22 protein-coding genes and 3 pseudogenes are annotated in these 25,521 nt (G+C 64.6%); 8 read left to right on the forward strand and 17 right to left on the reverse strand.

Annotated elements, in window-relative coordinates:
* Window positions 1-18: 18 nt before the first annotated feature.
* From ACSKB8_RS35760 to ACSKB8_RS35770, 3 genes are read right to left on the reverse strand one after another with little or no spacing between them, the layout of a single operon-like run.
* On the reverse strand, window positions 19-1,272 hold the full coding sequence (locus ACSKB8_RS35760) for an urea ABC transporter substrate-binding protein (RefSeq protein WP_438109213.1): 1,254 nt from the start codon (window positions 1,270-1,272) through the stop codon (window positions 19-21).
* 10 nt (window positions 1,273-1,282) lie between these two features.
* A complete protein-coding gene (locus ACSKB8_RS35765) occupies window positions 1,283-1,948 on the reverse strand; it encodes an ANTAR domain-containing response regulator (protein WP_091888804.1) in 666 nt (221 codons plus the stop codon).
* A complete protein-coding gene (locus tag ACSKB8_RS35770) occupies window positions 1,945-3,105 on the reverse strand; it encodes a transporter substrate-binding domain-containing protein (protein ID WP_091888806.1) in 1,161 nt (386 codons plus the stop codon). The genes ACSKB8_RS35765 and ACSKB8_RS35770 overlap by 4 nt, the downstream gene beginning before the upstream one ends.
* Before the next feature lie 264 nt (window positions 3,106-3,369).
* Here ACSKB8_RS35770 and ACSKB8_RS35775 point away from each other — a divergent pair, with 264 nt between their 5' ends.
* Together ACSKB8_RS35775 and ACSKB8_RS35780 are read left to right on the forward strand one after the other, a co-directional pair.
* On the forward strand, window positions 3,370-3,513 hold the full coding sequence (locus tag ACSKB8_RS35775; RefSeq protein WP_176945635.1) for a hypothetical protein: 144 nt from the start codon (window positions 3,370-3,372) through the stop codon (window positions 3,511-3,513).
* Window positions 3,514-3,598: 85 nt separating this feature from the next.
* Window positions 3,599-4,498, forward strand: coding sequence for a LysR substrate-binding domain-containing protein (locus tag ACSKB8_RS35780; protein WP_438109216.1), 900 nt, complete (start codon window positions 3,599-3,601; stop codon window positions 4,496-4,498).
* Window position 4,499: 1 nt separating this feature from the next.
* Here the strand turns inward: ACSKB8_RS35780 and ACSKB8_RS35785 are convergent.
* The 14 genes and pseudogenes from ACSKB8_RS35785 to ACSKB8_RS35850 all read right to left on the reverse strand — a co-directional run bounded on the left by ACSKB8_RS35785 (window position 4,500) and on the right by ACSKB8_RS35850 (window position 19,435).
* Window positions 4,500-5,971, reverse strand: a pseudogene (locus ACSKB8_RS35785) (amidase).
* A 16-nt stretch (window positions 5,972-5,987) separates the two neighbouring features.
* Window positions 5,988-6,785, reverse strand: coding sequence for an FAD binding domain-containing protein (locus ACSKB8_RS35790; protein WP_438109217.1), 798 nt, complete (start codon window positions 6,783-6,785; stop codon window positions 5,988-5,990).
* A gap of 11 nt (window positions 6,786-6,796) precedes the next feature.
* Window positions 6,797-9,184, reverse strand: a pseudogene (locus ACSKB8_RS35795) (xanthine dehydrogenase family protein molybdopterin-binding subunit).
* Between the two features lie 2 nt (window positions 9,185-9,186).
* Complete coding sequence (locus ACSKB8_RS35800) at window positions 9,187-9,678, reverse strand: (2Fe-2S)-binding protein (protein ID WP_438109218.1); 492 nt, start codon at window positions 9,676-9,678, stop codon at window positions 9,187-9,189.
* Window positions 9,679-9,699: 21 nt separating this feature from the next.
* On the reverse strand, window positions 9,700-10,806 hold the full coding sequence (locus ACSKB8_RS35805; protein ID WP_438109220.1) for an ABC transporter ATP-binding protein: 1,107 nt from the start codon (window positions 10,804-10,806) through the stop codon (window positions 9,700-9,702).
* 2 nt (window positions 10,807-10,808) lie between these two features.
* Entirely contained in the window at window positions 10,809-11,699 is an 891-nt protein-coding gene (locus ACSKB8_RS35810; protein ID WP_438109222.1) for an ABC transporter permease, read from the reverse strand.
* Window positions 11,696-12,574 carry an ABC transporter permease gene (locus ACSKB8_RS35815; RefSeq protein WP_438109224.1) on the reverse strand — a complete coding sequence of 293 codons (879 nt, stop codon included), beginning with the start codon at window positions 12,572-12,574 and terminating at the stop codon, window positions 11,696-11,698. Before ACSKB8_RS35815 ends, ACSKB8_RS35810 begins: the two co-directional genes overlap by 4 nt.
* Window positions 12,575-12,651: 77 nt before the next feature.
* A complete protein-coding gene (locus ACSKB8_RS35820) occupies window positions 12,652-14,001 on the reverse strand; it encodes an ABC transporter substrate-binding protein (protein WP_438109226.1) in 1,350 nt (449 codons plus the stop codon).
* Between the two features lie 347 nt (window positions 14,002-14,348).
* A pseudogene (locus ACSKB8_RS35825) lies at window positions 14,349-14,638 on the reverse strand (flavin reductase); the annotation flags it as partial.
* An 8-nt stretch (window positions 14,639-14,646) separates the two neighbouring features.
* A complete protein-coding gene (locus tag ACSKB8_RS35830) occupies window positions 14,647-15,900 on the reverse strand; it encodes a Zn-dependent hydrolase (protein ID WP_438109228.1) in 1,254 nt (417 codons plus the stop codon).
* A gap of 3 nt (window positions 15,901-15,903) precedes the next feature.
* Entirely contained in the window at window positions 15,904-16,785 is an 882-nt protein-coding gene (locus tag ACSKB8_RS35835; protein WP_438109230.1) for an alpha/beta fold hydrolase, read from the reverse strand.
* A gap of 11 nt (window positions 16,786-16,796) precedes the next feature.
* On the reverse strand, window positions 16,797-17,942 hold the full coding sequence (locus ACSKB8_RS35840) for a pyridoxal phosphate-dependent aminotransferase (protein ID WP_438109232.1): 1,146 nt from the start codon (window positions 17,940-17,942) through the stop codon (window positions 16,797-16,799).
* A 7-nt stretch (window positions 17,943-17,949) separates the two neighbouring features.
* Window positions 17,950-18,729, reverse strand: a complete 780-nt coding sequence (locus ACSKB8_RS35845; protein WP_438109234.1) for an SDR family oxidoreductase — start codon at window positions 18,727-18,729, stop codon at window positions 17,950-17,952.
* A 67-nt stretch (window positions 18,730-18,796) separates the two neighbouring features.
* On the reverse strand, window positions 18,797-19,435 hold the full coding sequence (locus ACSKB8_RS35850) for a GntR family transcriptional regulator (RefSeq protein WP_438109235.1): 639 nt from the start codon (window positions 19,433-19,435) through the stop codon (window positions 18,797-18,799).
* Between the two features lie 303 nt (window positions 19,436-19,738).
* Here ACSKB8_RS35850 and ACSKB8_RS35855 point away from each other — a divergent pair, with 303 nt between their 5' ends.
* From ACSKB8_RS35855 to ACSKB8_RS35880, 6 genes are read left to right on the forward strand one after another with little or no spacing between them, the layout of a single operon-like run.
* On the forward strand, window positions 19,739-20,599 hold the full coding sequence (locus ACSKB8_RS35855) for an ABC transporter ATP-binding protein (RefSeq protein ID WP_438109237.1): 861 nt from the start codon (window positions 19,739-19,741) through the stop codon (window positions 20,597-20,599).
* On the forward strand, window positions 20,596-21,381 hold the full coding sequence (locus ACSKB8_RS35860; protein ID WP_438109239.1) for a class II aldolase/adducin family protein: 786 nt from the start codon (window positions 20,596-20,598) through the stop codon (window positions 21,379-21,381). Before ACSKB8_RS35855 ends, ACSKB8_RS35860 begins: the two co-directional genes overlap by 4 nt.
* Before the next feature lie 23 nt (window positions 21,382-21,404).
* Complete coding sequence (locus ACSKB8_RS35865) at window positions 21,405-22,421, forward strand: ABC transporter substrate-binding protein (protein ID WP_438109240.1); 1,017 nt, start codon at window positions 21,405-21,407, stop codon at window positions 22,419-22,421.
* On the forward strand, window positions 22,418-23,233 hold the full coding sequence (locus tag ACSKB8_RS35870; protein WP_438109241.1) for an ABC transporter permease: 816 nt from the start codon (window positions 22,418-22,420) through the stop codon (window positions 23,231-23,233). The genes ACSKB8_RS35865 and ACSKB8_RS35870 overlap by 4 nt, the downstream gene beginning before the upstream one ends.
* Window positions 23,230-23,988 carry an ABC transporter permease gene (locus ACSKB8_RS35875; RefSeq protein ID WP_438109243.1) on the forward strand — a complete coding sequence of 253 codons (759 nt, stop codon included), beginning with the start codon at window positions 23,230-23,232 and terminating at the stop codon, window positions 23,986-23,988. Before ACSKB8_RS35870 ends, ACSKB8_RS35875 begins: the two co-directional genes overlap by 4 nt.
* 4 nt (window positions 23,989-23,992) lie before the next feature.
* Window positions 23,993-25,297: an LLM class flavin-dependent oxidoreductase gene (locus ACSKB8_RS35880; protein ID WP_438109244.1), complete on the forward strand. Its 1,305-nt coding sequence runs from the start codon at window positions 23,993-23,995 to the stop codon at window positions 25,295-25,297.
* Window positions 25,298-25,521: the final 224 nt, after the last annotated feature.

The following is a 25,521-nucleotide window of genomic DNA, read 5'->3' on the forward strand; positions in this document are numbered from 1 at the left end:
GGAGCGATCAGCCGCCGGTCAGGGTTTCGGCGGCGGATTCGACGGCGTGTACTGGGCCATCGGATCCTTCTTGGTGAGATCGCAGCCGGCTTCACCGAGCCAGTACGGCTTGATGTCCTCCCAGGTCTTCGGGAACGAGATCGAGTGATCGGCACCGACTTTGGCGAGATAGATCGTGTGCGACATGTGCTGGCTCTTAGGGTCGATGCAGACCTTGCCTTCCGGCGCGTCCATGCAGACGTCGCCGAGCGCGATCACCTTGCGGATCTCCTCGCGCTTGGTCGACTTCGCGCGCTCCACCATCTGCTTGTAGAGATAGACCGCCAGATAGGAGTTCTCCGCCTCCTGGTTCACATACGGCTCGCTCGGGAACTTCGCCTTGAACTTGGCGTAAAATTCCTTGCTCTTGGGCGAGTCGATCTCCTCGATGTAGTTGGTGGTGACATACATGTCCTTCAGGCTCGGCGGCTTGAAGCGCTTGTGCTCGTAGCCCTGCCCGACGTTCACCGAGGACGCCATCGGCAGGTTGACGTTGGCGGAAGCCGCCTGCTCGTAATAGGAGGCCTGCGCGGTGCCGACCAGCAGCGTGACCACGAAGTCCGGCTTGGCCTTCTGGATGTTCTGGATACTCTGGGAGAATTGCGACACGCCGAGCGGGATGAACTCCTCGCCGGCCATCTTGCCGCCGTTCTCCTTGACGATCTTGCGCACCCATTCCGCCGAGATCTGGCCGAAATTGTAGTCGGCTGCGAGCGTGTAGACGTTCTTGCCGTACTTCTCCATCATGTAGGGAATGAGGGTCGAGAACTGCTGCTCCGGCACGGCGCCGGTCACGATCATGTGGCCGTCGCACACGCCGCCTTCGTACTGGTTGTTGTAGAAGGCGAAGCCGTTGAACTGGTCGACGATCGGGCGGTACGCCTCGCGCGAGGCCGAAGAGAAGCCCGCGAACACGACGTCGACCTTGTCGCGCTGGAGCACGCGCCGCATGAACTCCTGGTAGCGGGTGTTGTCGGACTGGGTGTCGTAGGCAACGAGCTCCAGCGGCCGGCCCATGATGCCGCCTGCCTTGTTGATCTCGTCGGCGGCGAGCTGGATGGCGTGAACCTTGCCGATCGTCGCCGCGGCGAAGTCGCCAGACTGATCCTCCAGAACGCCGAGCTTGATCGGGTTTTCCGCCGCGAGCGCCAATTGTGATCCAAGGGATGATCCGAGGACAAGCGTCCCCGTGAGGGCTGCGGCGCGCAGCCCCCGCAATACAGACTTGCTCATTTTGCTTCTCCTAGATGGCCTGCTTCTTACCGCCTTGCAGCGTAATGCCGGTCGTGCGGCCGGACGTGTCGGGCGGCTTCGCCCGCTTGCTCAGAAACTCCTCGCAATAGAGTTCCATGTTCTGCCGCGCGCGCATGCTGTCGCGACGGAGCTGGGAATAGGCACCTTCCTCGTCGAGGCCATCCTGCTGCATTAGCAGGATGACCGCCCGGATCACCGCCCGGCGGCCGCGGCGGCGCTCCTCGAGGCCTTGCAGGCGCTCATACATTTCGGCGCGCAGCAGGAACTGGTTGATGCCCATGAACAGGGACGTGTAGACCGCACCGCCATGCACCGGTTTGCGCAGAAACGAGGTGGCACCGAGATTGACCAGCGCCTTCAGCCGGCTGGGCGCTTCGACGCCGACGAGACCGACCACCGGAACCGGCGGCAGCCGCGAAGCCGGGTTGACCTCGATCGCGACCGCGCCTTCGAGATCGCCGTCGACGAACAGGATGTCGCGATCGGCCTGAAGGCCAACAACGTCGATCTGGGCCTGGCCGTCGATGATTTCAGGGTATTCAGTGGAGACGCCGAGCTTGGCCAGCGTGGTTTCGAGCGTGCTCTCCCATCCCCCTCGCCGGGTGACTACGATGGCACGGCCGCCCTTGAAGTTCTGTAGCAGTCGGGAGCTCATGATTGCACCACCTTCAACAGCGGAGAGCGCATCGCGCTGGCGAAGCGCGGCGACGACTGGACGAGATATGGATCGGGCGCGATCGGCTCGCGCGATTCCAGCAGCACTTCGAACTGCCCGTGGGCCGCCGAGCGGCCGATCCGCGGCGTGAGCCAGGCGTGAAAGGTCTGCCGGTCGATGCGGACCTCCCCTTGCGGCGCGCGCAGCCGCTGGTCGGCGACCGCGGCCCGCACCGTGCGAGCGTCGTCGCTGCCGGCCTGCGATAAGGCCGCTGCGAGCAGCTTGACGGCGATGTAGGAAGCTTCGGCATCGGCCGACGACACCGGCCCTTCCGGAAAGGATCGCGTATAGGCTGCGATGAAGGCGGCATTTTCAGGGGAGTTCAGCGACGAGAAATAGACGCTCGACGACAAATGTCCATCGACCGCATCAGGGCCGATCTCCGGCAACTCCGGCTCCGAAAGCGTGCAGCTGGCAACCGGGATTTCCGCAGCCTGATCGATGCCACGCGCGCGACAGGCGGCGCGGAACGCGCGAAAGAAGGCGTAGGCGCTGGTGCCAATCAAGTTATTGAAGACGAAGTCGGGCCGCTGGTCGATGATCGCCGCGATCACCTGGTCGACCTCCGTATCGCCGACCGAGAGATAGCGCTCGGCGAGCACGGTGCCGCCACGCGCGGCGAGCGCCTCGCGGAAGATGCGGTTGTTCTCCCACGCCCAGATGTAGTTGGAGCCGACGCAGAAGGCGCGCTTGCCGACGCGCGTGGCGAGATAGTCAACCAGCGGGAGGACGTGCTGATTTGGCGCGGCCCCCGTATAGACGACGTTGTCGGAGCTCTCGAAACCTTCGTAGTGCGACGGATACCAGAGCATGCCGTCGAACTTCTCGAAGCAGGGAATGACCTCCTTCCGGCTCGAGGAGGTGTAGCAGCCGACGACGTGACGGATCCCGGAGTTGAGCAGGTCGCGGCTGAGCGAGCGGTACCGGGCGAGATCGCCGGTGGGATCGACCACGACCGGCTCAAGCGCAATCGTGTCGGAGCCGGCGTTCATCTCATTGAACGCGAGCAGCGCTCCATTGAGCATCGAACGTGCGACGACGCTGTACGACCCCGTGGTCGAGAACATCACACCGATACGATATCGCGTCCGCGCCATCACTCGATCCAAAACAAAAAAAGCGCCCGCCGGCCGTTAAGCCGAGGGCGCCCTCGCCGCCAACCGAACACGCGAGATGCGCGTGGTGTTGGAAATGATTTGAACTCGTCGCGTTGACGGGCCGAGCTGCCCAACGCTTGGACGACACGGTCGTTGAGATCGAAAGCGAAGTCAAGCGCGTTATTGCAGCGCAGACTGCTGTAATTCATATCGCCATGCAGCAAATCTGTGCAGCGCCATTGCGCCCGATCAGATCAGCTCGGCATGCCGCAAGCCGAGAACGCCGCCTGCACCTTCGTCTCGCAGACCGACGACATTAGCGGTCAGCGCATCGCGCTCTCGCCGCGCCTCGGTCTCGATGTCGCGATTGATGACGTCGTCGCGAATGGGCTAGCTTCCTCTGATTGAAGCGGGTCCGGCTGCGTCGCCATGACCGCGACGCTACGTGCGCTAGCATGGATTTTGCATAAATTCTGGGCGATATGGACGCCGCATGAACCTGATCAGTCTCGACATCCGCATGCTCCGGTCGCTGATCTCGGTGGTCGAGACCGGCAGCATCACCGAGACAGCGCGACGGCTGGGCCGCACGCAGCCGGCGATCACTCTGCAATTGCAGCGGCTGGAGGAACTGACCGGAAAGCAATTGTTCGAGCATGGCGGCCGCAGGCTGACGCTGACCGACGACGGCACCATCGTCCTAACCTACGCCAAATCCATCCTGAGGTTGCATGACGAGCTGATTTCGCAATTGGCGTCACAGGAGATCGAGGGCCAAGTCGTGCTCGGCACGCCCGATCTCTATGCCGCTTTCATGCTGCCTCAGATCCTCAGCGTGTTCCGGAAATCCTTTCCGCGCGTGCAGGTCGAGCTCAACTGCGCGCTCTCGACACCGCTAGTCGGCCTCGTCAAGCGCGGCGACGTCGACATCGCGCTGGTTACGCGCATGAACGATTTCACCGGCGGCCAGGTGGTGCGGCGCGAGCAACTGGTCTGGATGACCGGCGAGCAATCCGCCGCGCATCAGGAGCGCCCGATTCCGCTGGCGCTCTTGCCGCCCGGCAACATCTATCGCGACTACGCCATCGACACGCTGGAGCGCGCGAATTTGCGCTGGCGCATCGCCTGCGTCAGCGAAAGCGTCGGTGGTCTTCAGGCCGCGGCCTTCGCGGGCATAGCCGTGACCGTGCTGGGCCGCAGCGCGCTGGTGCCGGCGATGCGCGAAATCGGGCCGAATGAGGGGCTACCGCCGCTGCCGAAGATCGAGCTCTTGCTCTACAAGTCGAGCGGCGCAACGTCCAAGGCCGCGACGGCGCTGCACGACTATCTCGCGCACTATCTGCGGCTCGATGAAGAGCTCGGCGGCCGCGGGGCGCCGATCGAGCTGTCCTAGCTCACGCCTTCTGGCGCAGCGCCAGCTGCGGCCAGAACTTCGCCCAGGGCTGCGCCGCCTCGAACGCGGCGGCGATGCGGAAGATCGTAGGCTCGTCGAGCCAGGTCGCGACAATCTGGAGGCCAATCGGCATGCCGTCGCTGTCGAAGCCGCAGGGGAGCGTTGCCGCCGGAAGGCCGGCGAGATTGATCGGCCAGGTGAAGGGCGACCAGCCAAGATGCGGGTCCACCTCGCGGCCGTCGATCGAGCCGACGCCGATCTGCCCAGCCTCGAACGCGGTCACCGCGACGGTCGGGGTCACCAGCGCATCGACGCGCTCGAACAACTTCAGGAACGCATTGCGCGCCTGGCCGCGCCGGTAGCCGGCCTCGATATAGTCCGTGCCGCTGTAGTGCCGACCGGCGCTGACGACGTCGCGATAGTCGGCCTCGGAGCTCGCGAGTTCGGCCGAGGTCCTGGTCGCGACCGCCGCCGCCTGCTCGGTGAAGGCGATCGGCTTCAAGGTGTGTTCGAGAATACCGGGGTCGAGGCCCGGACCATCCATGGTCACCTGCGCGCCGCAAGAATCGAGAATGGCAAGCGCCTTGTTGAACGCTGCTCTCACTTCGGGACTGACGGCGCCGTAGCCGAGATCGACGCTGGCGCCGATGCGGATTCCGTTCAACGGCGCGGCGTTGGTGTCGAAGCGGCGGGATGGTACCGGCAGGCTTGCGGCATCGCGCATATCATAGCCGGCAATAATCTCCAGCGTGAGCGCGGCGTCCGCCACCGTGCGCGTGATCGGTCCGGTATGGGCGAGCGAAGCCCAGGACGGCGGCGAGAAGCCGGGCGAGCGCGGCACGAGGCCGAATGTCGGCTTCAGGCCGAATACGCCGCAGAAGGACGAGGGCACGCGGATCGAGCCGACGCCGTCGGTGCCGATCGCGATCGGGCCGCAGCCGGCGGCCACGCCCGCCGCCGCACCGCCGCTCGAGCCGCCGCTGGTGCGGCCGAGATTCCAAGGATTGCGCGTCGTGCCGGTGACCGGGCTGTCCGCGGTCAGCTTGTAACCGGACTCGCAGGTGGTGGTCTTGCAAGTGATGATGGCGCCCGAAGCCTTCAGCGCCGACACCACGGCAGCATCGACATCGGGCACGAACGCCTTGTTCATCGGCGAGCCGGCATAAGCCGGCACGCCTGCGACGAAGACGAGATCCTTGATCGTAACAGGCACGCCGGCAAGTGGCCCCGTGGCCTCCCCCGCCCGCATCTCCCGGGTGAGACGATCGGCCTCCGCCCTCGCCTGCTCGTACATCGGCGTCACCACCGCGTTGCAGGCCTCGTTCGTCGCCTGAAGCGCGGCGATGGTGTCGTCGACGACATCGCGCGGGTGAACGTCTTGCGCCGGTAGCCGGCCATGATCTCGGTAACAGAGAGCGCGCCAAGATCAGTCGGCGCCGGCGGGAAGGCCGTTCGGCCGGGACCATCAGTCATCATCAACCCTGAAGAATTAGCTGAGCGCCGCGTCGACGGCGCGCTTGGCCATCACCGTGACGAGATGCGCCCGGTAATCGGCTTCGGCATGGATGTCGGAGGTGAGGCCGTCATTGTCGATCTTGATCGCCGCGATCGCGGAGGGATCGAAATTGCCCGACAGCGCCGCCTCCATCGGCGGCACACGGAACACGCCCGGCCCCGCGCCGGTGACGGCGACGCGAACGCCATCGGCAAATTTCGCGACGAACACGCCGACCAGCGCGTAACGCGAAGCCGGCGCTTTGAATTTTTCGTAGCCTGCCTTGAGCGGCACCGGAAAGCGGATGGCAGTAATGATCTCGCCGGGTTCAAGCGCCGTCTCGAACAGCCCGAGGAAGAACTTGTCGGCAGCGATCTCACGCGTGCTGGTGATGACGGTCGCGCCGAGACCGAGCACGCCGGCGGGATAGTCAGCCGCCGGATCATTGTTGGCGACCGAGCCGCCGATGGTGCCGCGGCTGCGCACGGCGGGATCGCCGATCATCGAGGCCAACGCCGCCAGCCCCGGAATTTTCGTCTGTACCAGCTTGGACGCTGCGACCACCGCATGCGGGGTCATCGCGCCAATCGTGATGGTCGCGCCGCCGTCGGTGATGCCCTTCAGCGAGCCGAGCTTCGACAGATCGATCAGCGCAGGCGGATTGGCCAGCCGTTGCTTCAGCGTCGGGATCAGCGTCATCCCGCCGGCAACGAGCTTGCTGTCCGCGATCGAGGACAGGAGCTTCGCCGCGCCGGGAATCTGATCCGGCTGATGATAGGCAAACGGTTTCATTTTGGTCCTCCCTATTCCGCCGCGACCGGCAGCGACGCGTTTTGCAGCAGGCGCCAGATCCGGTTCGGCGTCGCCGGCATGTCGACATGGGTGACGCCGAGATGCGAGAGTGCATCGACCACCGCATTGATGACGGCGGCGGGCGATCCGATGGTGCCGACCTCGCCGCAGCCCTTTACGCCCATCGGGGTGTGCGTGCAGAGCGTCGAATGCGTCGCGACCTTCATCATCGGCAAATGGTCGGCGCGCGGCATGCAGTAATCCATCAGCGAACCCGACAGCAGCTGGCCCGATCCTTCGTCATAGACCGCGTTCTCGAACAACGCCTGGCCGACACCCTGCACGATACCGCCATGCAGCTGGCCCTCGACGATCATCGGGTTGATGACCGTGCCGACGTCGTCGACCGCGGTGTAGTTCACCAGCGTCACCGTACCGGTCTCGGGATCGACCTCGACCTCGGCGATGTGGCAACCGCCGGGATAGGTGAAGTTGACGGGGTCGTGATAGGCCTGCTCCTCCAGCCCCGGCTCCAGCACCTCGAGCGGATAATTGTGCGGCACATAGGCCGCACCTGCGATCTCCTCGAAGGTCTTGATGCGGTCCGTGCCGGCGACGGAAAACTTGCCGGCCTCGAAGTGGATATCGGCTTCGGACGCTTCGAGCAGATGCGCGGCGATCTTCTTGCCCTTGACGATCACCTTGTCGGTCGCCTTCGACAGGGCGGCGCCGCCGACGACCAGTGAGCGCGAGCCGTAGGTGCCCATGCCGAACTGCACACGGTCGGTGTCGCCGAACACGATGTCGACATTCTCGAACGCGACGCCGAGCTTGTCTGAAACGATCTGCGCGAAGGTCGTCTCGTGGCCCTGGCCGTGATTGTGCGTGCCGACCATGACCGTCACCTGGCCGGTCGGATGCACACGCACCGTGGCGCTCTCATAGAGACCGCCGCGCGCACCGAGCCGTCCGGCGAAGCGCGACGGCGCGAGGCCGCAAGCCTCGACATAGGTGGAGTAACCAGCCCGCGAAACTTGCCCTTGCTGGCGGATGCCGCCTTGCGTACGCCAAAATTCTTGACCTCGGCGGCGACCAGGGCGCCGTCGAGGCAGCCCATGGGATCGCCGGAATCGATACTGCACCAGCACCGGCGTCTGGTACGGATAGGCTTCCTTCGGGATCATGTTGCGGCGGCGGATCTCCACGCGGTCAATCCCCATCTCGCTGGCCGCGACGTCGACGATGCGCTCCAGCACGAAGGTCGCCTCGGGCCGTCCTGCGCCACGATAGGCGTCGACCGGTACGGTGTTGGTGAAGACCACCTTCACGTTGCAGTAGATCGCTGGCGTGGTGTAGACGCCGCCGAGCAGCGGTCCATAAAGATTGGTCGGGATGTTTGGTCCGAAGGTCGAGAGATAGCCGCCCATATTGGCGAGCGTGTTGACGCGGAAGGCGAGGAATTTTCCAGTCTCGTCGAGCGCGAGCTCGGCCTCGGTGACGTGATCGCGGCCGTGACGATCTGAGACGTAGCCCTCCGATCGGCTCGCGACCCATTTCACCGGCCGCCTCACGCGCTTGGCCGCCCATGTGACTACGGCCTCCTCGCCGTAATGGAACTGCTTGACGCCAAACCCGCCGCCGACATCGGGCGCGACCACGCGCAGCTTGTGCTGGGGAATGTTCAGCACCAGCGCCCCCATCAGGAAGCGCACGACATGCGGGAACTGGCTCGTGGTCCACAGCGTGAAGCGATCAGTGCCCGGCTCATATTCGGCGATCGCCGCCCGCGGCTCCATGGGATTGCCGATCAGGCGGTTGTTGACGAGGCTCAGCTTGGCGACATGCGCCGCCTTCTTGAATGCAGCCTCGACCGCGACCTTGTCACCGAGCTCCCAGTCGCAGCAAATGTTGTTCGGCACGTCGTCGAACAATTGCGGCGCGTCCGGCCGGATCGCCTCGAGCACGCCGACGACGGAGGGCAGCACCTCGTAGTCGACCTTCAGCAGTTCAGCCGCCGCATTGGCCTGCTCCGGCGTCTCCGCGACGACGAAACCGACCATGTCGCCGGCGAAGCGCACCTTGTTCTGGGCCAGCATCGGGAACGGCGGCTCCTTCATCGGCACGCCCTTGGCGTCCGTGATGCCCCAACCGCAGGGCAGTGAACCCAGTCCATCGTCGGCGACATCGTCGCCGGTCAGCACCGCGATGACGCCGGGCGAAGCCAGCGCTGCGCTCTTGTCGATGCCGCGCAGCACCGCGTGGCCGTGCGGCGAGCGCACGAACACGCCCGCCGTCATGCCGGGGCGCTTGATGTCGGAGACGTAATTGCCGCGGCCGGTGAGAAAGCGTTGGTCCTCTTTCCGCTTCGGTGCGGCGCCGATGCCGATCACATTGCCCATGGTCACTCTCCCTTGGCGGCGTTCATGGCGGCGGCGCCGGCCATGACCGAGACGACGATGTTCTGGTAGCCGGTGCAGCGGCAGATGTTGCCTTCGAGGCCATGACGGACATCGGCCTCCGTCAGGTCCGGCTTCTCGGTCGCGAGCGCCACGGCCGTCATCAGCATGCCCGGCGTGCAGAAGCCGCATTGCAGGCCGTGATGCTCGCGAAACGCCTCTTGCATCGGATGCATCCGGTTCGCGCCCGGCGCGCCTTGCAAACCTTCGATCGTGAGCAGTGTCGCGCCATCCAGCGCGGGCGCCAACAACGTGCAGCTCTTAACGGGAAGACCATTGAGGTGCACCACGCAGGCGCCGCACTGGCTGGTATCGCAGCCGATATGCGTGCCGGTGAGATTGAGCTGCTCGCGCAAGAAATCGGCGACGAGCGTTGCGGGCTCGACATCGACAGTGGTTGGCCGTCCGTTGAGTGTGAAGGATATTTGCACGGTCATACTCCTGTGCGCGACGGGTCTTTAGGCGAGTGGAAGCGCGCTGCCGGTGGCCCATGTGGCCATCACGACATCGCCGACGGTGAAGGGATCTGCGAAGAAGGTCTTCTCGGGCACATAGGCGACGAACTCGTCGTCCGGCACGGTGTCGAGCATGACCTTGACAAAATAGCCCTGGTATTCGATCGCGAGCACCCGGCTCGGCAGCGACGTGGTGCAACCCGGCGGCAAGTCCCTGCCCGGCCTGACCAGCGCGACATCGTCGCGGCGCACCGCGATATCGACCTTGTCGCCGACGCTGACGGACGGGCGCGCCTGAAGCGGCACCTCGATGCCTGAGGGAGTCGCCTGCGCGAGCGTGAAGCTTGCGCCGTTGACCTTCTCGACGCGGCCCGACAGCACGTTCTGGCCACCCATGAACTCCGCGACGTAACGGTCGTGCGGATGAGCGTAGACCTCACGCGCCGGTCCGGCTTGCTTGATCTTGCCTTGCTCCATCACCACGACGAGGTCGGCGAGCGCAATCGCCTCGAGCTGGGTATGGGTGACGTGGATGAAGGTGATGCCGAGCTCCTGCTGCATCCGCCTGAGCTCCTGCCGCATCTGGACGCGGAGCTGCTCATCGAGCGCCGACAGCGGCTCGTCGAGCAGCAGCACGCGCGGCTCGGTGATCGCCGCACGCGCCAGCGCCACCCGTTGTTGCTGGCCGCCGGAGAGCTGGGCCGGCAAGCGATCGGCGAATTGCGTCAGCCGCACCTTCTCGATCATCGCGTCTGCCGCACGCAGACGATCAGCCTTGGACATGCCGCGCGCGCGCAGGGCAAAGGCAATATTCTCCCGCACGGTCAGATGAGGGAACAACGCATAGGACTGGAACATCATCGCCGTGCGCCGCTGCACCGGCGCGAGCCCGACGACGCTCTGGCCGCCGATGGCGATCTCGCCCGCAGTCGGGTCCTCATGGCCTGCAATCATGCGCAGGATCGTGGTCTTGCCGCAGCCGGAGGGGCCGATGAAGCAGCAATAGGCGCCGTCCGCGATCTTCAAATTGACGCCGTCGACCACATTGGTGACGCCGTCGAAGCTCTTGCAGACACCCGCCAGTTCGATATCGCCGCGATCGTTCTTCATTCCTATCCCTTTGCCCGGCTGCCGCGCGTCTTCTGGATCAGCACGATGGTGCCGAGGCTGGCACCGATCACGATGAAGGAGACGATGGTGGTCACCGTGCCGAGCGCGTAGAGCGAGGGCGAGGTGACGTTCAGCGTCATGCTCCAGATTTCCAGCGGCAGCGTGTTCAGCGAGCCCGCGGTCTGAAGGCTGCGGGCGAATTCGTCATAGGACAGCGTGAAGCCGAACAGCGCGACCGCAACGAGGCCGGGCGCCAGCACCGGGATCGTCACCAGCCGGATCGACTGCCAGCGGCTGGCGCCGAGATCGTAGGCCGCCTCCTCCCAGACGTGGTTGAAGCGCGACATCACGGCGAACATCACGAGCACGCCGAATGGCAGCGTCCAGGACAGCTGGGCGCCGAGTGCCGAGGTGTACCAGCTGGCATTCAGGCCGAGCGCCTGGAACAGCAGGCCGGTGCCGAGACCGAGCACGAGGCCGGGCGCAACCAGGCTGCCGATCATCATGTAGAAGACGATCGTGTCGCCGTGAAAGCGCTTGCGGAAGCCGAGGCCGGCGAGGAACGACACCACCACCGTGATGATGGTGACGATGACCGCGAGCTTGATCGAGCGGTCGAACGAGCCCTTGACGTCGCCGGTGCGCACCTGGGTGAAAAGATCGACGAACCAGTGCATCGAATGGCCCTTCATCGGGAATACGAGGCCGCCGCGGATGTCCTGGAACGACAGGATATAGATGCAAAACATCGGCCCGTAGAGCGCGAGTACATAGAACGTGAACAGCGCTGCCAACACGTAGAACGTCCAAGGGCGCCCGCCCTTGCTCGGCGCGATCGCCCTGCTGGTTGCAGGCGCGATCGTCTCCGGCATGTCGGCGAGAACGGCGCTCATCGCGTGATCTCCTGCCGGATATCGACGGTGCGCAGGATCAGCGACACGATTGCGATCAGCACCAGCGTCAGCAGCACGGCGCTCGCGGCCGCGATCGGATATTGCAGTACGCCGACGTCCTCGTAGAACGCGCTGACCACCGAGGCGGAGCCACCGCCGGACATCACCTTGACCACGAAGAAATCGCCCATCACGATCGAGACCACGAAGATGGTGCCGAGCGCGATGCCGCTCTTGGACATCGGCACCACGATCAGGCGCATGATGTCGAATCGGCTGGCGCCGGCGTCGATCGCCGCCTCGATCAGCTTCTTGTCGATCCGCGCCATCGAATTGAAGATCGGCACGATCATGAAGATCGTGAGCTGGTGGACATAGGCGATGACCACCGCGAGGTCGGAGAACAGCAGCACGTCCAGTGGCTGGCGGATCACGCCCATTCCAAGCAGCGCCTGGTTGATCAGACCTTCCTTTCCCAGAAGTGGAATCCAGGAAATCATCCGGATGATGTTCGAGGTCCAGAACGGCACCGTGCACAACAGGAACAGGCCGATGGCGAGCAGCTGGTTGCGGACGTGGAACACCAGGAAGTAGGCGACGAAGAAGCCGATGATCAGCGTGAAGATCCAGGTCAGCACCGTGAACTTGATCGTCGCCAGATACAGTTTCAGCGTCAGCGCCGAGTGCAGAACCTCGACGTAGCTCGCCAGCGTGAAGCCCGGCGTCAGCCCGCCAAAGCCGTCGGTGGCGAAGAAGCTCGCGGCCAGCACGACAAGGATCGGCGCCACGAAGAAGGGCACGAGCACCAGGACGAGCGGCGAGACGTAGAGCCAGCCGGCCAGATTGGATCGCGATGGAGTTGGACTCGGCTGCATGTCAGCGAACGCCTCGACGTCAATCTCACCCGCCGGCGCGTCGCCGCGCCGGCGCCTTTCGTCAGGGAAAGCAGGTTTCAGGCCACCTTGAAGTCGTTCCAGCGCTTGTTCATGTAGGCGGCCTCGTCCATCAGCGTGTTCCAGCAGGAGATGTTCTTGACGCGGTCGAGGAACGAGCCGCCGTCACGCTTGGTGCCGGCCTTCTCCATCGCAACGCCGTAGGGATCGTTGACCACCTCTGGCGCGGGCTGGCCCTCGTACCAGAACGCCCATTCCGCCGGTGTCAGGAATTTCTTCGCGGTCGAGGGCACCGGGCTGTAATAGCCGTAGCGCGCGACGAAGCCGCCCTGCCAGCCCGAGAGGTACCAGTTGAGATATTCATAGGCCGCATCCAATTTCTTGCCGGAGAGATGCTTCATCAGGCCCATGCCGTTGCACCAGCCGCGGTACCCTTCCTTGCCGTTCTTGACGTTGACGGGCGCGTAGACGCAGGGAATTTCCTTGACGCGGACCGCCGCGACCGCCGGCGACCACATCGACTGAATGATGACCTCGCCCGCCGCCATCAGCTGCACCGATTGGTCGAAGGTGGTCCAGGTCGCGCGGAACTGGCCCTGCTTCTTCAGCTCGATCAGCTTGTTGCAAGTGAAGTCGATTTCCTCCTTGGTCATGTTGCCCTTGTTGCCGTACTTGATCAGCCCGGCGCTCTCGAAGCAGAGCGCCGCATCCATGATGCCGATCGCGGGCACGTCGAGGATAGCGGCCTTGCCCTTGAACTTGGGATCGATCAGGTCCTTCCACTCGGTCACCTCATGGCCGACGAGGTCGGGGCGATAGCCGATGGAGTCGGCGTTGTAGACCTGCGTCAGGAAGGTCGCCCATTCGGTGACGCCGTCGTTGAGATCAGTCGCATCGGGCTTGGCGATGTACATGGCTTCATAGGGCGAGATGCCCTGGCGCGGGATCTTGTGGCCGTCGATCTCACCCTTGGTGAAGATCGGCAGGATGTTGTCGAACTCCTTGATCTTCTTGACCTCGATGCCCTGGATCACGCCGCGCTTGGCGGCGAGTTTCGCCTGCCAGCCCTCGAGATCGGCGATATCGACCGTATTAGGCTGGCTTATGAAGCGGTTGATGGCGGCGGAGGTGTCAAGGTTCTGCATCGTCACCTTGAAGCCGAGATCCTTGGCGGCCTGGTCGCCGATCGCCTTCACCACCGAATAGGACACGCCGACATGGCGGAGCTCGATGTCCTTGATCTCCTGCGCCCAGATGGTCGGGAATCCACGGATCGCGTCCGACCCCGCGGCCGCGCCCGCAACTGCGGCTACCCCCTTCAACAGCGTGCGCCGGCTCAGCTTTTTGGCAGATCTCGCTTCCGTTCCCGCCGGATCGGAAGTGGATGCCCCCTTAATCCTGTCAGACATGGCAACCCCCATTGGTTACGATGAACGCTCGCCCCGATCGCCATTGACCGGCTGCGGATGTGATCAGTTGCGCGTGAGGCTAGGGGCGGGATTTTGCGAAGTAAAATTGGAAGTAACAATTCACGGTATAAGCGCCACTAATGACTCAACTCTCTGCACTTCATCTCGGCAGGCGGCTCATCAACGCAGCAGGGCATATGTACCGGTCGCGATGAAGAGAAGATTCTCTGGTCCTTCGTTTCGACGAAAACCCGCTGGGAAACCAGAACACGAGCCCGAGCAGGAAGAAGCCATGGGCGATCATGCGCAGCTCCGGCGCGAACTCGTAGCGCTTCGGTGAGACCCGCGGCGGCGAAGCGTTGCTCGGCAGGCACCTTCCGCCGAACAGGCGGGACAGTTGCTCGTGCCTCGCCGAGAGCACGTTGACGCACACCACCTTGTTGCGAGTCACGCTGGAATAGGTCGAGGAGGAACGATTGATGCAAACCAGAAGCGTCGGCGGATCATCTGTAACGCTGCAAATCGCGGAGGCCGTGAATCCGGCGCGGCCCGCAGCACCGTCGGTCGTGACGATGTTGACGGCCGCGCCGAGACAGGCCATCGCGTCACGGTAGTCCCGAGGAGCCACATCCAGCATCGATGTCCTCACACCTCGATGGCAGGCGCGAGGGCGAGCTCGCGCAGCACCTGTGCCAGCACGGCGGCGCCGGCAGCGACGTGATCGGGCTCGGCCCATTCGTGCTCGACATGGCTCGCCCCGTCGCGGCACGGGATGAAGATCATCGCGGCCGGACAGACTTTTGCGAGATGACGGGCATCGTGACCGGCGGCGGAGAGAATCGCCATGGCGGAATGCCTCTGCTCCCGCGCTGCCTTCGCGATGCTCGCGCGCAGGCGCGGATCGAAGACGTTCGATGGCGCATCCACGAGCGGCGTCACCGTGACCGTGCACGGCGGGGCATTCTCCTGGCACAGAGCCGTGATGCGCGCGCCAGCCGCATCGAGCACCGTATTATCGGGATGACGCAGATCGATGCTGAAGCTGACGCGCGACGGCACCACCGACGGCGCGTTCGGCACGACAGCAACCCGGCCGATGGTGAACTTGATGTCGACATCGACGGCGCCGATCTCGGCATGGAGCGCAGCCGCCACACGAGCAAAGGCCGCGAGCGCATCGCGCCGCTCCGACTGCGCCAGCGTACCGGCGTGGCCTTCGGCGCCCTCGACCACCACCTGAAAGGTCTTCTTGCCTTGGATGCCGGTAACGACTCCGATGGTGCAGGCGGCCGCTTCCAGCAGCGGTCCCTGCTCGATGTGCAGTTCGAGATAGGCCTCGGCAGCAAAGCCGAGCGGCCGGTGCGGCACATCAGGGAAAGCCTGGTGAAGGCGGTCGAGCGCCTCGCCGACACTGATGCCGTCTGTATCGCGCGCGGCGCGGATGACCGTCATGTCGCGCTCACCCGTGAAGGCCTCCGAGCCCATCATGCCCGGGGCGAAGCGTGAGCCTTCCTCGTTCATCCAGGCGACGACGATGATACCGCGCGCAGGCTTTTCGCCGTGCTCAGCGAGCGAGACCGCCGCTTCGAGTGCCGCCATCACGCCGGCGGCGCCGTCGAACTTCCCGCCTGTCGGCTGGCTGTCGAGATGACTGCCGAACAGAAGCGGCGGTGCGGCGCGGTGGCGGCCGGCCAGCGTCAGGAACAGGTTTCCCGCAGCATCCGTCGACGGCGTCAATCCCGCTTCGAGCGCCCAGCCGATGACAAGGCGCCAGGCGGCGATCTCACCGTCGCTCAGCGCCTGGCGGTTGACCCCGCCGGCCGCCGTCGCGCCGATCTCGGCGAGCGCCATCAAACGGGTCCAGAGCCGGTTGGCGTTGATCAGAGGCTGGCTCGTCATCGACTACTTCGTGCGCATGATCTGGCCCGGCAGTGCGCGCGAATCGCGCGGCAGCCAGCGTCCCGCCTCGACCTGGGCGATGAACTCGGCGAGCAGCGTGTTGAATGCCGCCGGCTCTTCGAGATTGAGCGTGTGGCCGGTCTTGGGGAAGACCGAGAGGCCGCAGGCGGGAATGGTCTTCTTCAGGAAGATGCCGGGCTGGAGACAGTGGTCGTCCTCGTCGCCGACGATAACCAGCGTCGGCACCATCATCTTTTTCAAACCGTCTTCGAGATCATAGAACGACGGCCGCCGCGCCTGCACGCCACGCATGGTATTGGCAGCGCCGCGATCGGAATGGGTGGCGAGGCGATCGGCGAATTCCTGCCAGCCGCGCGGATCCTTGTTCTGGAACTGCACCCGGCTCGCACCGAGCGCGTAGATCTTCGAAAACTCCTTCGCACCCTGCTTCTCGAAATTGTCAGCCACTTCGCGCGAGACGCCGCGAAAATACTCCTCGAACTCTTTCTCGCAGCCATAGCCTGCACCGGCCACGGTGAGTGACAGCGCGCGCTCCGGCGTGCGCAGGCCGAAATGCACCGTGCAGAACCCGCCCATGGAAAGGCCAACGATGTGCGCCTTCTCTATACCGAGCGCATCGAGCACGGCGACCGCGTCGTCCGCGGCGATCGCCTGTGAATAGCCCTCCACGCTGTCAGGCACGTCCGACGGCGGATAGCCTCGCGCGGCATAGGTGATGCAGCGATGGCGACGGCTAAAATAGCGCAGTTGCGGCTCCCAGCTTGCGTGATTACCGCCGAATTCATGGATGAAGAGGATCGGCGTGCCCTCGCCGGCCTCTTCCACATGGAGCTTCACGCCGTCCTTCGCAGTGATCATCTTCATCGGCATCGTCCCTAGAATTGCGGCGGCAGGTCGTTGAGCTCGCGCGCTTGCGCCACCATCTCCGGCAGCAGCGTGCAGAGTTTTTCGACCCACGCCTGCGGCACCGAGGTGCTGATCTTCACGAAGCGGTCGCCAAAGCGCTGGGTGTGATAGGTGCCCTGGCGGATCATGATGCCCTGCCGGCGAAAGCATTCGACCAGCGCCTCCGGGCGGATGCCGGCTGCGATGGTTTCCAGCACTAGGAAGTTGCCATGCGAAGGCATGATCGGCAGCGCCAATCCGTCGATCGCGGCCGCCGCCTCCTGGATCATCGCTTTGTTGGCCCGGTCGGTGCTGCGGACCTTCTTCATCCATTCGGCCTTGACCGACAAGCCCGCCTGCGCCGCGCGCTGGGCGATGACGCTTGCGCCCAGCACGCTGGTCGAAGTCTGGGCCAGCACCTCGAACAGATCGGGCGCGGCGACGAGCGCACCGATGCGCAGGCCGGCGAGCCCGAGCCATTTCGAGAAGCTGGTCGAGACGACGGAGCCTTTCGGGGCCACATGAAGCGCCGGCGTGTGGCCGTCGGAGAAATCGCGATAGGTGCAGTCGTGCACCAGCAGCGCGCCGCAATCGCGCGCGATCGCGGCAAAACTCTCGATCTCCTCTCGCGTGTAGCGAATGCCTAGCGGATTGTTGGGGTCGACGAGATAAATGATCGCGGTGCGCTCATCGACATTCGCCTTCAAGGCTTCGGGCGTCAGGCGGTAGTCGCAGGCGGGATCGTAGATCGGAATCTCGATCACTTCGGCGCCCTGCTGGCGCGCGAACAGGCACGGCCATTTCCAGGTCGGATCGGTCGTGACCAGCGTGGTGCCCGGCTTGCAGCGCGCGCGGCAGATCATCGCCAGTGCGTTGACGCCGCCCTCGGTTACCAGCGCCTCGGCGCCGGGCGTGCCGAGATCGGCGACGATCGCCGCGCGCAACGCCTCGAAGCCGAGCGGCGGGGCATAGGCGTTGAACTCGCCCACCTCGATCGAGCGTAGCATCGCCTCGCGCACCGCGGGGTGGCTCTCGATATGGTTGGTGTTCTGGCCGAGCCAGTAGAGTCCCGGCGTCGCCGAGAGCTCGTCGAAATAGCGGTTGCGGACCAGCGCCGCCGATTGCGCTCCTGACATCGACGCCTCAGATCACCGAGCCGCGCGCAGCGATGCCGCCGTCGATCGTCACCACCGTCCCAGTGATGTAGCCGGACCGCGGCGAGGACAGGAAGGCGACGAGATCGGCGACCTCTTCCGACGTCGCCGGGCGCTTGCCCGGATATTTGTCGAACAGCTCTTCCCAGCGGCTTTCGTCGCCGAGCATGTCGATCGCCTTGCGCTTCATGATCTTGAGCATGCGGTCGGTGGCCACCGGCCCCGGATTGACCGCGACGACGCGCACGCCGTGATCGAGGCTGCGGCCGCCGAGCGCCTTGGTGAAGGACATCAGCGCCGCATTGCCGGTCGAGCCCGCGATGTAGCTCGCGTCCCAGTTCTCACCGGAATTGCCGATGATGTTGATGATGACGCCGTCCTTGCCCTTCATGCGCGGATAATAGAGACGCGACAGCGTGATGTAGCCGAACACCTTGAGATCGAAGCCGCGTCGCCAGGCTGCATCGTCGAGGACTTCCAGCGACCCGGCCGGGATGTCGCCGGCATTATTGATGAGAATATCGATGTCGCCGACCTCGGCCGCGAGCCTTTCCATCGCAGCCGTGCTCGACAAATCGAGCGCATGGATCGTGATCTTCACGCCATGGCGGGCTTCGAGCTGCTTCTTCGCCTCCAGCATCGCCTCGCCGTTGCGGGCGGCGAGATGCAGATGACACCCTTCCGCGGCGAAGAGTTCGGCCACCGCAAGTCCAATTCCTTTCGACGCACCGGTAATGAGCGCGGTCTTGTTCGTCAGCTTCAGGTCCACTCCGGGTCTCCAGGATGCAAGCTAGATATACAAGGTCTAGCAATTTGCATACCAAGCGGCCCCTAGGTCATTCGAAGGCGGCGAGGAAGTCCAGCAGGTTGTCGCCCAGCAGGTTGACGTGGTCGCGCATGGCGCTGTGCGCCCGCTCCGGGTCGTGCGCCAGGATCGCTTGCATGATCGCCTCGTGCTCGCGGACAGTATCGGTAATCCGGTTCGGCATCCGCGTGACCCGGCGGCGATAGGCAGCCACCTGATTGCGCAGCTTGCGGGTCTGCTCGGCGAGGAAGGTATTGCGCGAAGCCTCATAGATCGCTTCGTGGAAGTCCTGGTTGATGTCGTAGAAGAGGTCGACGTCGCCGCTCTCGCCTGCCGCCACAAGCCGTTGGTGAATCTTGCCAATTTCTACCCCCCAAACCTGCGAGACGCGCCGGGCGGCGAGCCGCGCGCAGAGCCCCTCGAGCTCGGCCATGACCTGGAACATCTCAATCAGCGCCTGCGCCTTGATGCTGCGGACCGTCGCACCCTGCCGGCCGCGCAGCTCGACCAGATTGTTGGCAGCCATCAGGCGGAACGCCTCTCGCACCGGCGTGCGCGAGACGCCGAAGCGCTGGGCGATCTCCTGCTCATCGAGCCGGCTGCCCGGCTCCAGGTGGCCGGCTGCGATCGCACCCTCGAGCCTCTGGCGCAGGCTTTCGGCGAGCGTCATGCCGGGGCTCGCGGTGAGAGTTTCGTGCCCATTTTTGACGCGCTTGCCTGCACCATGTGCACCAATACTCGCCATTATGTTTCTCCAATACCAATACAAGTATACATACCGTCACCCATATTCCAACCAATCGACCTGTTTTCTGTCGGAGATGCGGAGCAATTCCGACATTTGCGCTGCGGTTCTCGCAAGTCTTATGCCTGATTTGCCGGAAAATCATACTGGCACACGAGTTGCTAAGAGATTTCGACGCGGTCCGCTCTCGTATGCGAATGGCCGCCACCATTATACAAGGACATCCCGGTGCAGGCTGCCCGCCTTACCAATCCCGGACTGACCGAACCCCCGCAGGCTCACCCGAAGCCTGAGTCGCTGCTCGAACTGCGCGCGGTCAACAAGACCTTCGGCCCCGTCGCGGCACTCTCGGGACTTCAGGCGAGCGCCGCGCCCGGCGAGTTCGTCACCGTCGTCGGCCCCAGCGGCTGCGGTAAGAGCACCCTTTTCAACATCGTCGCCGGCCTCGATGAGCCCGATGCCGGCGGCATCCTGCGCTTTGAGGGCAAGAGCTGCCATTCGGCCGACTTGCTCGGCCGCGTCTCCTTCATGCCGCAGCGCGACTTGCTGTTTCCATGGCGCAACGTGGTCGACAATGCCATCCTCGCGCTCGAGATCGAAGGCATGCCGCGCGACCAGGCGCGCGCCAAGGCGCTGAAGATGCTGCCCGAGTTCGGCCTCGCCGGCTTCGAGAAGCAGTACCCCAATCAATTGTCCGGCGGCATGCGCCAGCGCGTTGCGCTAATGCGCACCTTCCTGTTCGAACGCGACCTGATGCTGCTGGACGAGCCGTTCGGCGCGCTCGATGCGCTGACGCGGGCGATGATGCAGCGCTGGCTGCTCGATGTCTGGCAGAAATACCGCCGCACCATTCTCTTCATTACCCATGACGTCGACGAGGCAATCTTCCTCGGCGACCGTGTGCTGGTCATGACGGCGCGCCCCGGCTCGGTGAAACTCGAACAGGTCGTCGACCTCCCGCGCCCGCGCCGGCCCGAGATCGTCACCTCGCCCGAATTCGTCCGCCTCAAGCGCACGCTGCTCGATGCGATCGAGGAAGAAAGCATGAAATCGTTCCAATCCTCCATCGCGCAGGAGAAGACGCAGTGAACGCGATGTCAGCGAAAGAGCCCGCGCCGCGCGGGATCGAAACCGCCGAGTGGGATGCCCGGATCAAGCTTGCGGCCTGCTATCGCATGGTCGCCAGGCTCGGCATGGACGACCTGATCTACAACCACATCTCCCTGCGCGTGCCCGGCCATGACGATCAGTTCCTGATCAATCCCTATGGGCTGCTGTTCGACGAGATCACGGCATCGAGCCTGGTGAAGATCGACACCAAGGGCAACAAGCTCGACGACACGCCTCACGCCGTCAACGTTGCGGCGTTCGTGATCCATGCCGCGATCCACACGTCGAACCACGACGCGGCCTGCGTGCTGCACACCCATTCGGACGCAAGCGTTGCGGTCTCCGGGCAAGAGAAAGGCCTGTTGCCGCTCAGCCAGTTCGCGATGCGCTTCTACGACCGCCAGGCCTTCCACGACTACGAAGGCGTCGCCATCGACCTCGACGAGCAGACACGCCTCGTGCGCGACCTCGGCCCGCACAAGGTGATGCTGATGCGCAACCATGGCATCCTCACCGTCGGCCGGACGCCGGGCGAGGCCTTCATGCTGCTCTATTATTTCGAGCGCGCCGCGCGGATCCAGCTTCAGATGCAGGCGGCAGCCGCGGCTGGCGCCACGCTGGTGATGCCGCCACACGAGGTCTGCGAGAAGGCCGCGCGCCAGTTCTGGGAATTGCAGGGCGACATTCTCGTACCCGGCGAACGCGAATGGCCCGCGCTGATGCGACAGCTCGATCGCACCGATCCTTCTTACCGCAATTGATTTTCATCGCCTGGAGTATGACCATGTTGAGCCGACGCCACGCCTTCTCCGTCCTCTCCGCCATCGCTCTGGCGACCGGCTCGCTTGTCACGGCCGCGCCGGCAGCCGAGTTGCAGAAGGCGAGCCTGCGCCTGAAATGGCTGCCGCAGGCGCAGTTCGCCGGCTTCTATGTCGCCGCAGCCAAGGGCTATTACAAGGCCGAGGGCATCGACCTCACCATCAATCCCGGCGGGCCCAATCTGCTCACCGAGAACCTGGTCGCGACCGGCGCCGACACGTTCGGCCTGTCCGGCGGCACCGACAGCGTGTTCGCCGCGCGCGACAAGGGACTGCCGATCGTCTGCATCGGCGTCTCGCACCAGATCACGCCGTTCATCTTCGTCACCCGCAAGGGCGGGCCGGTGAAGACGATCCAGGACTTCAAGGGCAAGACCGTCACCACCTGGTTCACCGGTGCCAACCACGTGCTCAACGGCATGCTGGCCAAGGAAGGCATCAAGCCGGATGAATTGAAGATCCAGCCGCAGCAGGTGTCGGTGACGCCTTTCGTCGACGGCAGCGTCGATGTGGTCACGGCGACCTATTACAACGAGTTCTACACCATCCAGTCGCGCATGCCGAAGGACAGCCTGAAGACCTTCGTCGCCGAAGATTACGGCATCACCTTCCCGCGCAACACGCTGATCGTGGCCGAGGCGACCGCCAAGGAGAAGCCGGAGCTGGTCAAGGCGTTTTTGCGCGCTTCGCTGAAGGGCTGGAAGGACGCCTTCTCCGATCCCAAGGGCGCCGTCGACACCGTGATGGCCGCAGCCCCGACGCTCGACCGCGCGCAGCAGGAATTCATGCTCAGCGAGGTGAAGCGCCTGATGACATCAGGCGCGGCGGCGAAGAACGGCCTGTTCTGGATCGACGCGGACGCGGTCAAGACCGCGCACGACTTCTTCCTGAAGTACGGCGTGATCTCCAAGCCGGTCGATCTCGCCGCTGCCTATGACGCAAGCTTCATCCAGAGCGTCCCCGTGGCGGACAGGCTGCCGTGAGCAGCCCTGCCGCGACATCGCTCAGTGAGGCCGCCGCCGCGACGCGGCCGATCACGATGCCGGATTCGCTGCGCAGGCTGATCCGGCTCCTGCTCGGCCTCGCCATTGCGGCGGTGATCTGGGAAGGCGCGGTGCTGCTGTTCGGCATCCGCCCCTATTATCTGCCGCGCCTCAGCACGATCCTGATGGCGATGGCGGCGACACCGCGCGCCTATGTCGACGGTTTCCTACGCACGCTTGCGGAGACGCTGATCGGCTTTGCGTCCGGCTGCGCTTTCGGCGTGCTCATGGGGATCGTATTCTTCCGCGTCCGCGCGCTGCGCGAGATGGTCTTTCCGATCTTCGTGGTGTCGCAGACCATTCCGGTCATCGCCTTCGGCGCGCTGGTGGTGCTGTGGTTCGGCAACACGCTGCTCGCCAAGGCGATCATTGCGTTCTATCTGACCTTCTTTCCGGTGACGGTAAATACGCTGCTGGGCCTCGAGACCGTCGATCCCAAGCAGGTCGCGCTGATGCGCAGCTTCGGCGCCTCCAACCGCCAGCTCCTGCTGCGGTTGCAGCTGCCGACCGCGTTGCCGCAGATCTTCGTGGCGCTGCGGCTCGCTGCGTCACTGAGCCTCGTCGGCGCCATCGTCGGCGAATGGTTCGGCGACACCACAGGCCTCGGTGTGCTGCTGCTCCAGGCCATGTTCACCGAGAACGTCGTCGCGATCTGGGGCGCCCTGCTCGCCGCGGCCCTGCTCGGCACCGGCTTCTATGCGGTGGTCGCGGCGGTCGAGCGGCGGCTGGTGTTCTGGAACGCCGAGCAATGAGCCGCGCGCTCGCCTCCCCCTCGCTCGCCGTCCAGCGCGGCATTCTGGGCGCCGTGCTCCTGATCGCGTGCTGGGAGGGCGTGGCGCGCGGACTGCATCTGCCGGCCTATGTCCTGCCCGCCGCGAGCGACATCCTCCTCGGTCTCTGGTCCAAACGCGCAATCCTTATCGACGCTGCCGGCTACACACTGCTCGAAGCACTCGCAGGCTACGGGCTCGGCTGCCTGATCGGCATCGGCCTTGCCGTTGCGATCGCCCTGGTGCCGGCATTGCGCAGCGCGATCCTGCCGCTTGCAACCGCGATCAATTCGGTGCCCGTGGTCGGCTATTCGCCGCTGATCCTGCTCTGGTTCGGCATTGGAATCAGCTCGAAGATCGTGATGGTGGCGATGGCGGTGAGCTTCACCATCCTGCTGTCGATGCTGGCCGGGCTCGACCGGGTCGATCGCCGCGCTGTCGACCTGATGAAGAGTTTTGGTGCGAGCCGCCTCAGCGTGCTGTGGCGATTGCGCCTGCCGACCGCTCTGCCGCTCCTGCTCGCCGGCATGCGCGTTTCCACCGTGCGCAGCGTGATCGTGGCGATCGTCACCGAAATGCTCGGCGCCCATGGCGGGCTCGGCTGGGTGATCTACCAGGCCGTGCTCCAGATCGACTTCGTCCAGGTCTGGTCGGCGATCTTCTTGGCTTCCGCCGCGAGCCTCGCCTTCTTCGGCCTGGTCGGCCTCCTCGAGCGAAAGATCCTGTTCTGGAGATGACGCCATGAAACGACAGATGCATCTCGGCCTGTTCATCCTCGGCACCGGCAGTCATGTCGCGGGATGGCGCTATCCCGGCGCGGTCGACAGCTTCCAGGACTTTGCGGCGATTCAGGAGATCGGCCGCACCGCCGAGCGCGGTAAGTTCGACCTGATCTTCATGGGCGACAATCTCTATGCCGACGCGGCGGCCCATCCCTCCTACACGCTGCGGCTGGAGCCTCTGACCATGCTGGCGGCGCTTTCGACATCAACCAGCCATATCGGGCTCGGCGCCACCGTCTCCACCACCTACAGCGATCCGTTCTCGGTCGCGCGCGTGTTCGCTTCGCTCGATCACATCTCCAACGGGCGCGCGGCGTGGAACGCGGTGACGACGGCCAATCCGGCGACGGCAGCGAATTTCGGCACCACCCATCCCGACCACGCCCGCCGCTACGAGATGGCAGGCGAGTTCCTCGACGTGGTCAAGGGCCTGTGGGACGGCTGGGCGGATGACGCCATCGTCGCCGACCGCACCAGCGGTCTCTACATCGATCCGGCAAGGCTCCGCCCGATCGACCATGACGGTGCCTTCTTCAAGGTGAAGGGCCCGCTCAACATCGGTCGCAGCCCGCAAGGCCAGCCCGTCGTGCTCCAGGCCGGCGGCTCCGAGGCCGGCCAGGCGCTCGCCGCGCGCACCGCCGACATCGTATTCTCGGTGGTGCAGGACATCGAGGAAGCCAGGGCCGGCTACGCCTCGCTGAAGACGCGCCTGCCGGCGTTCGGACGCAGGCCCGAGGATGTCACCGTGCTGCCGGGCGTGATGCCCGTGGTGGGCCGCACCGACAAGGAGGCGTTCGAGAAGCTCAACACGCTCCAGAGCTTCGTCAGCGGCAGCAATGCGCTCGCCATCCTGTCAGACCGCTTTGGCAGCGACATGTCGGCCTACGATCTCGACGGGCCGATCCCCGATATCGCGCCGTCGGACAGCTATCACAGCTTTGCCAGTGTCATGCTCGCCAAGGGCCGCCGCGAGAACATGATGCTGCGCGACCTCTACAATCTCACCGCCGCCGCTCGCGGCCATTGGGTGCTGTGCGGCTCGGCCGAACGCATCGCCGATACTCTCCAGCTCTGGTTCGAGGAGCGTGCCGCCGACGGTTTCAACGTGATGCCGCCCTATTTCCACGAAGGCTTCGAGGACTTTGTCGAGCTCGTGGTGCCGGTCTTGCAGGAGCGCGGGCTGTTCCGCAGCGGCTATGAGGGCACGACATTGCGCGATCATCTCGGCCTCGCGCGGCCGGCCAATCCGTTCTTCACGGCTTAGAGCACGCCGGCAGTTCGCAGTGCATGCAACTCGCCGCGTTTCGCTGGCGGCTGCGGTGGCCGCGCGGCGTCACATGACAGGCGTCCAAGCAGTTTCAGACCGGCCTTTAGCCGCACGGTTGCCCGTCCTCCCGGAGAGTCGCGATAGATCGAGATCGGCCGACATGTTCGATTCGATCCTCCACACGTCGAAGATCGAGCGGGCGCGACCAAGCCAGCGCTATC

This window comes from Bradyrhizobium sp. BR 1432, assembly GCF_051547705.1.
Classification (GTDB): Bacteria; Pseudomonadota; Alphaproteobacteria; order Rhizobiales; family Xanthobacteraceae; genus Bradyrhizobium; species Bradyrhizobium zhanjiangense.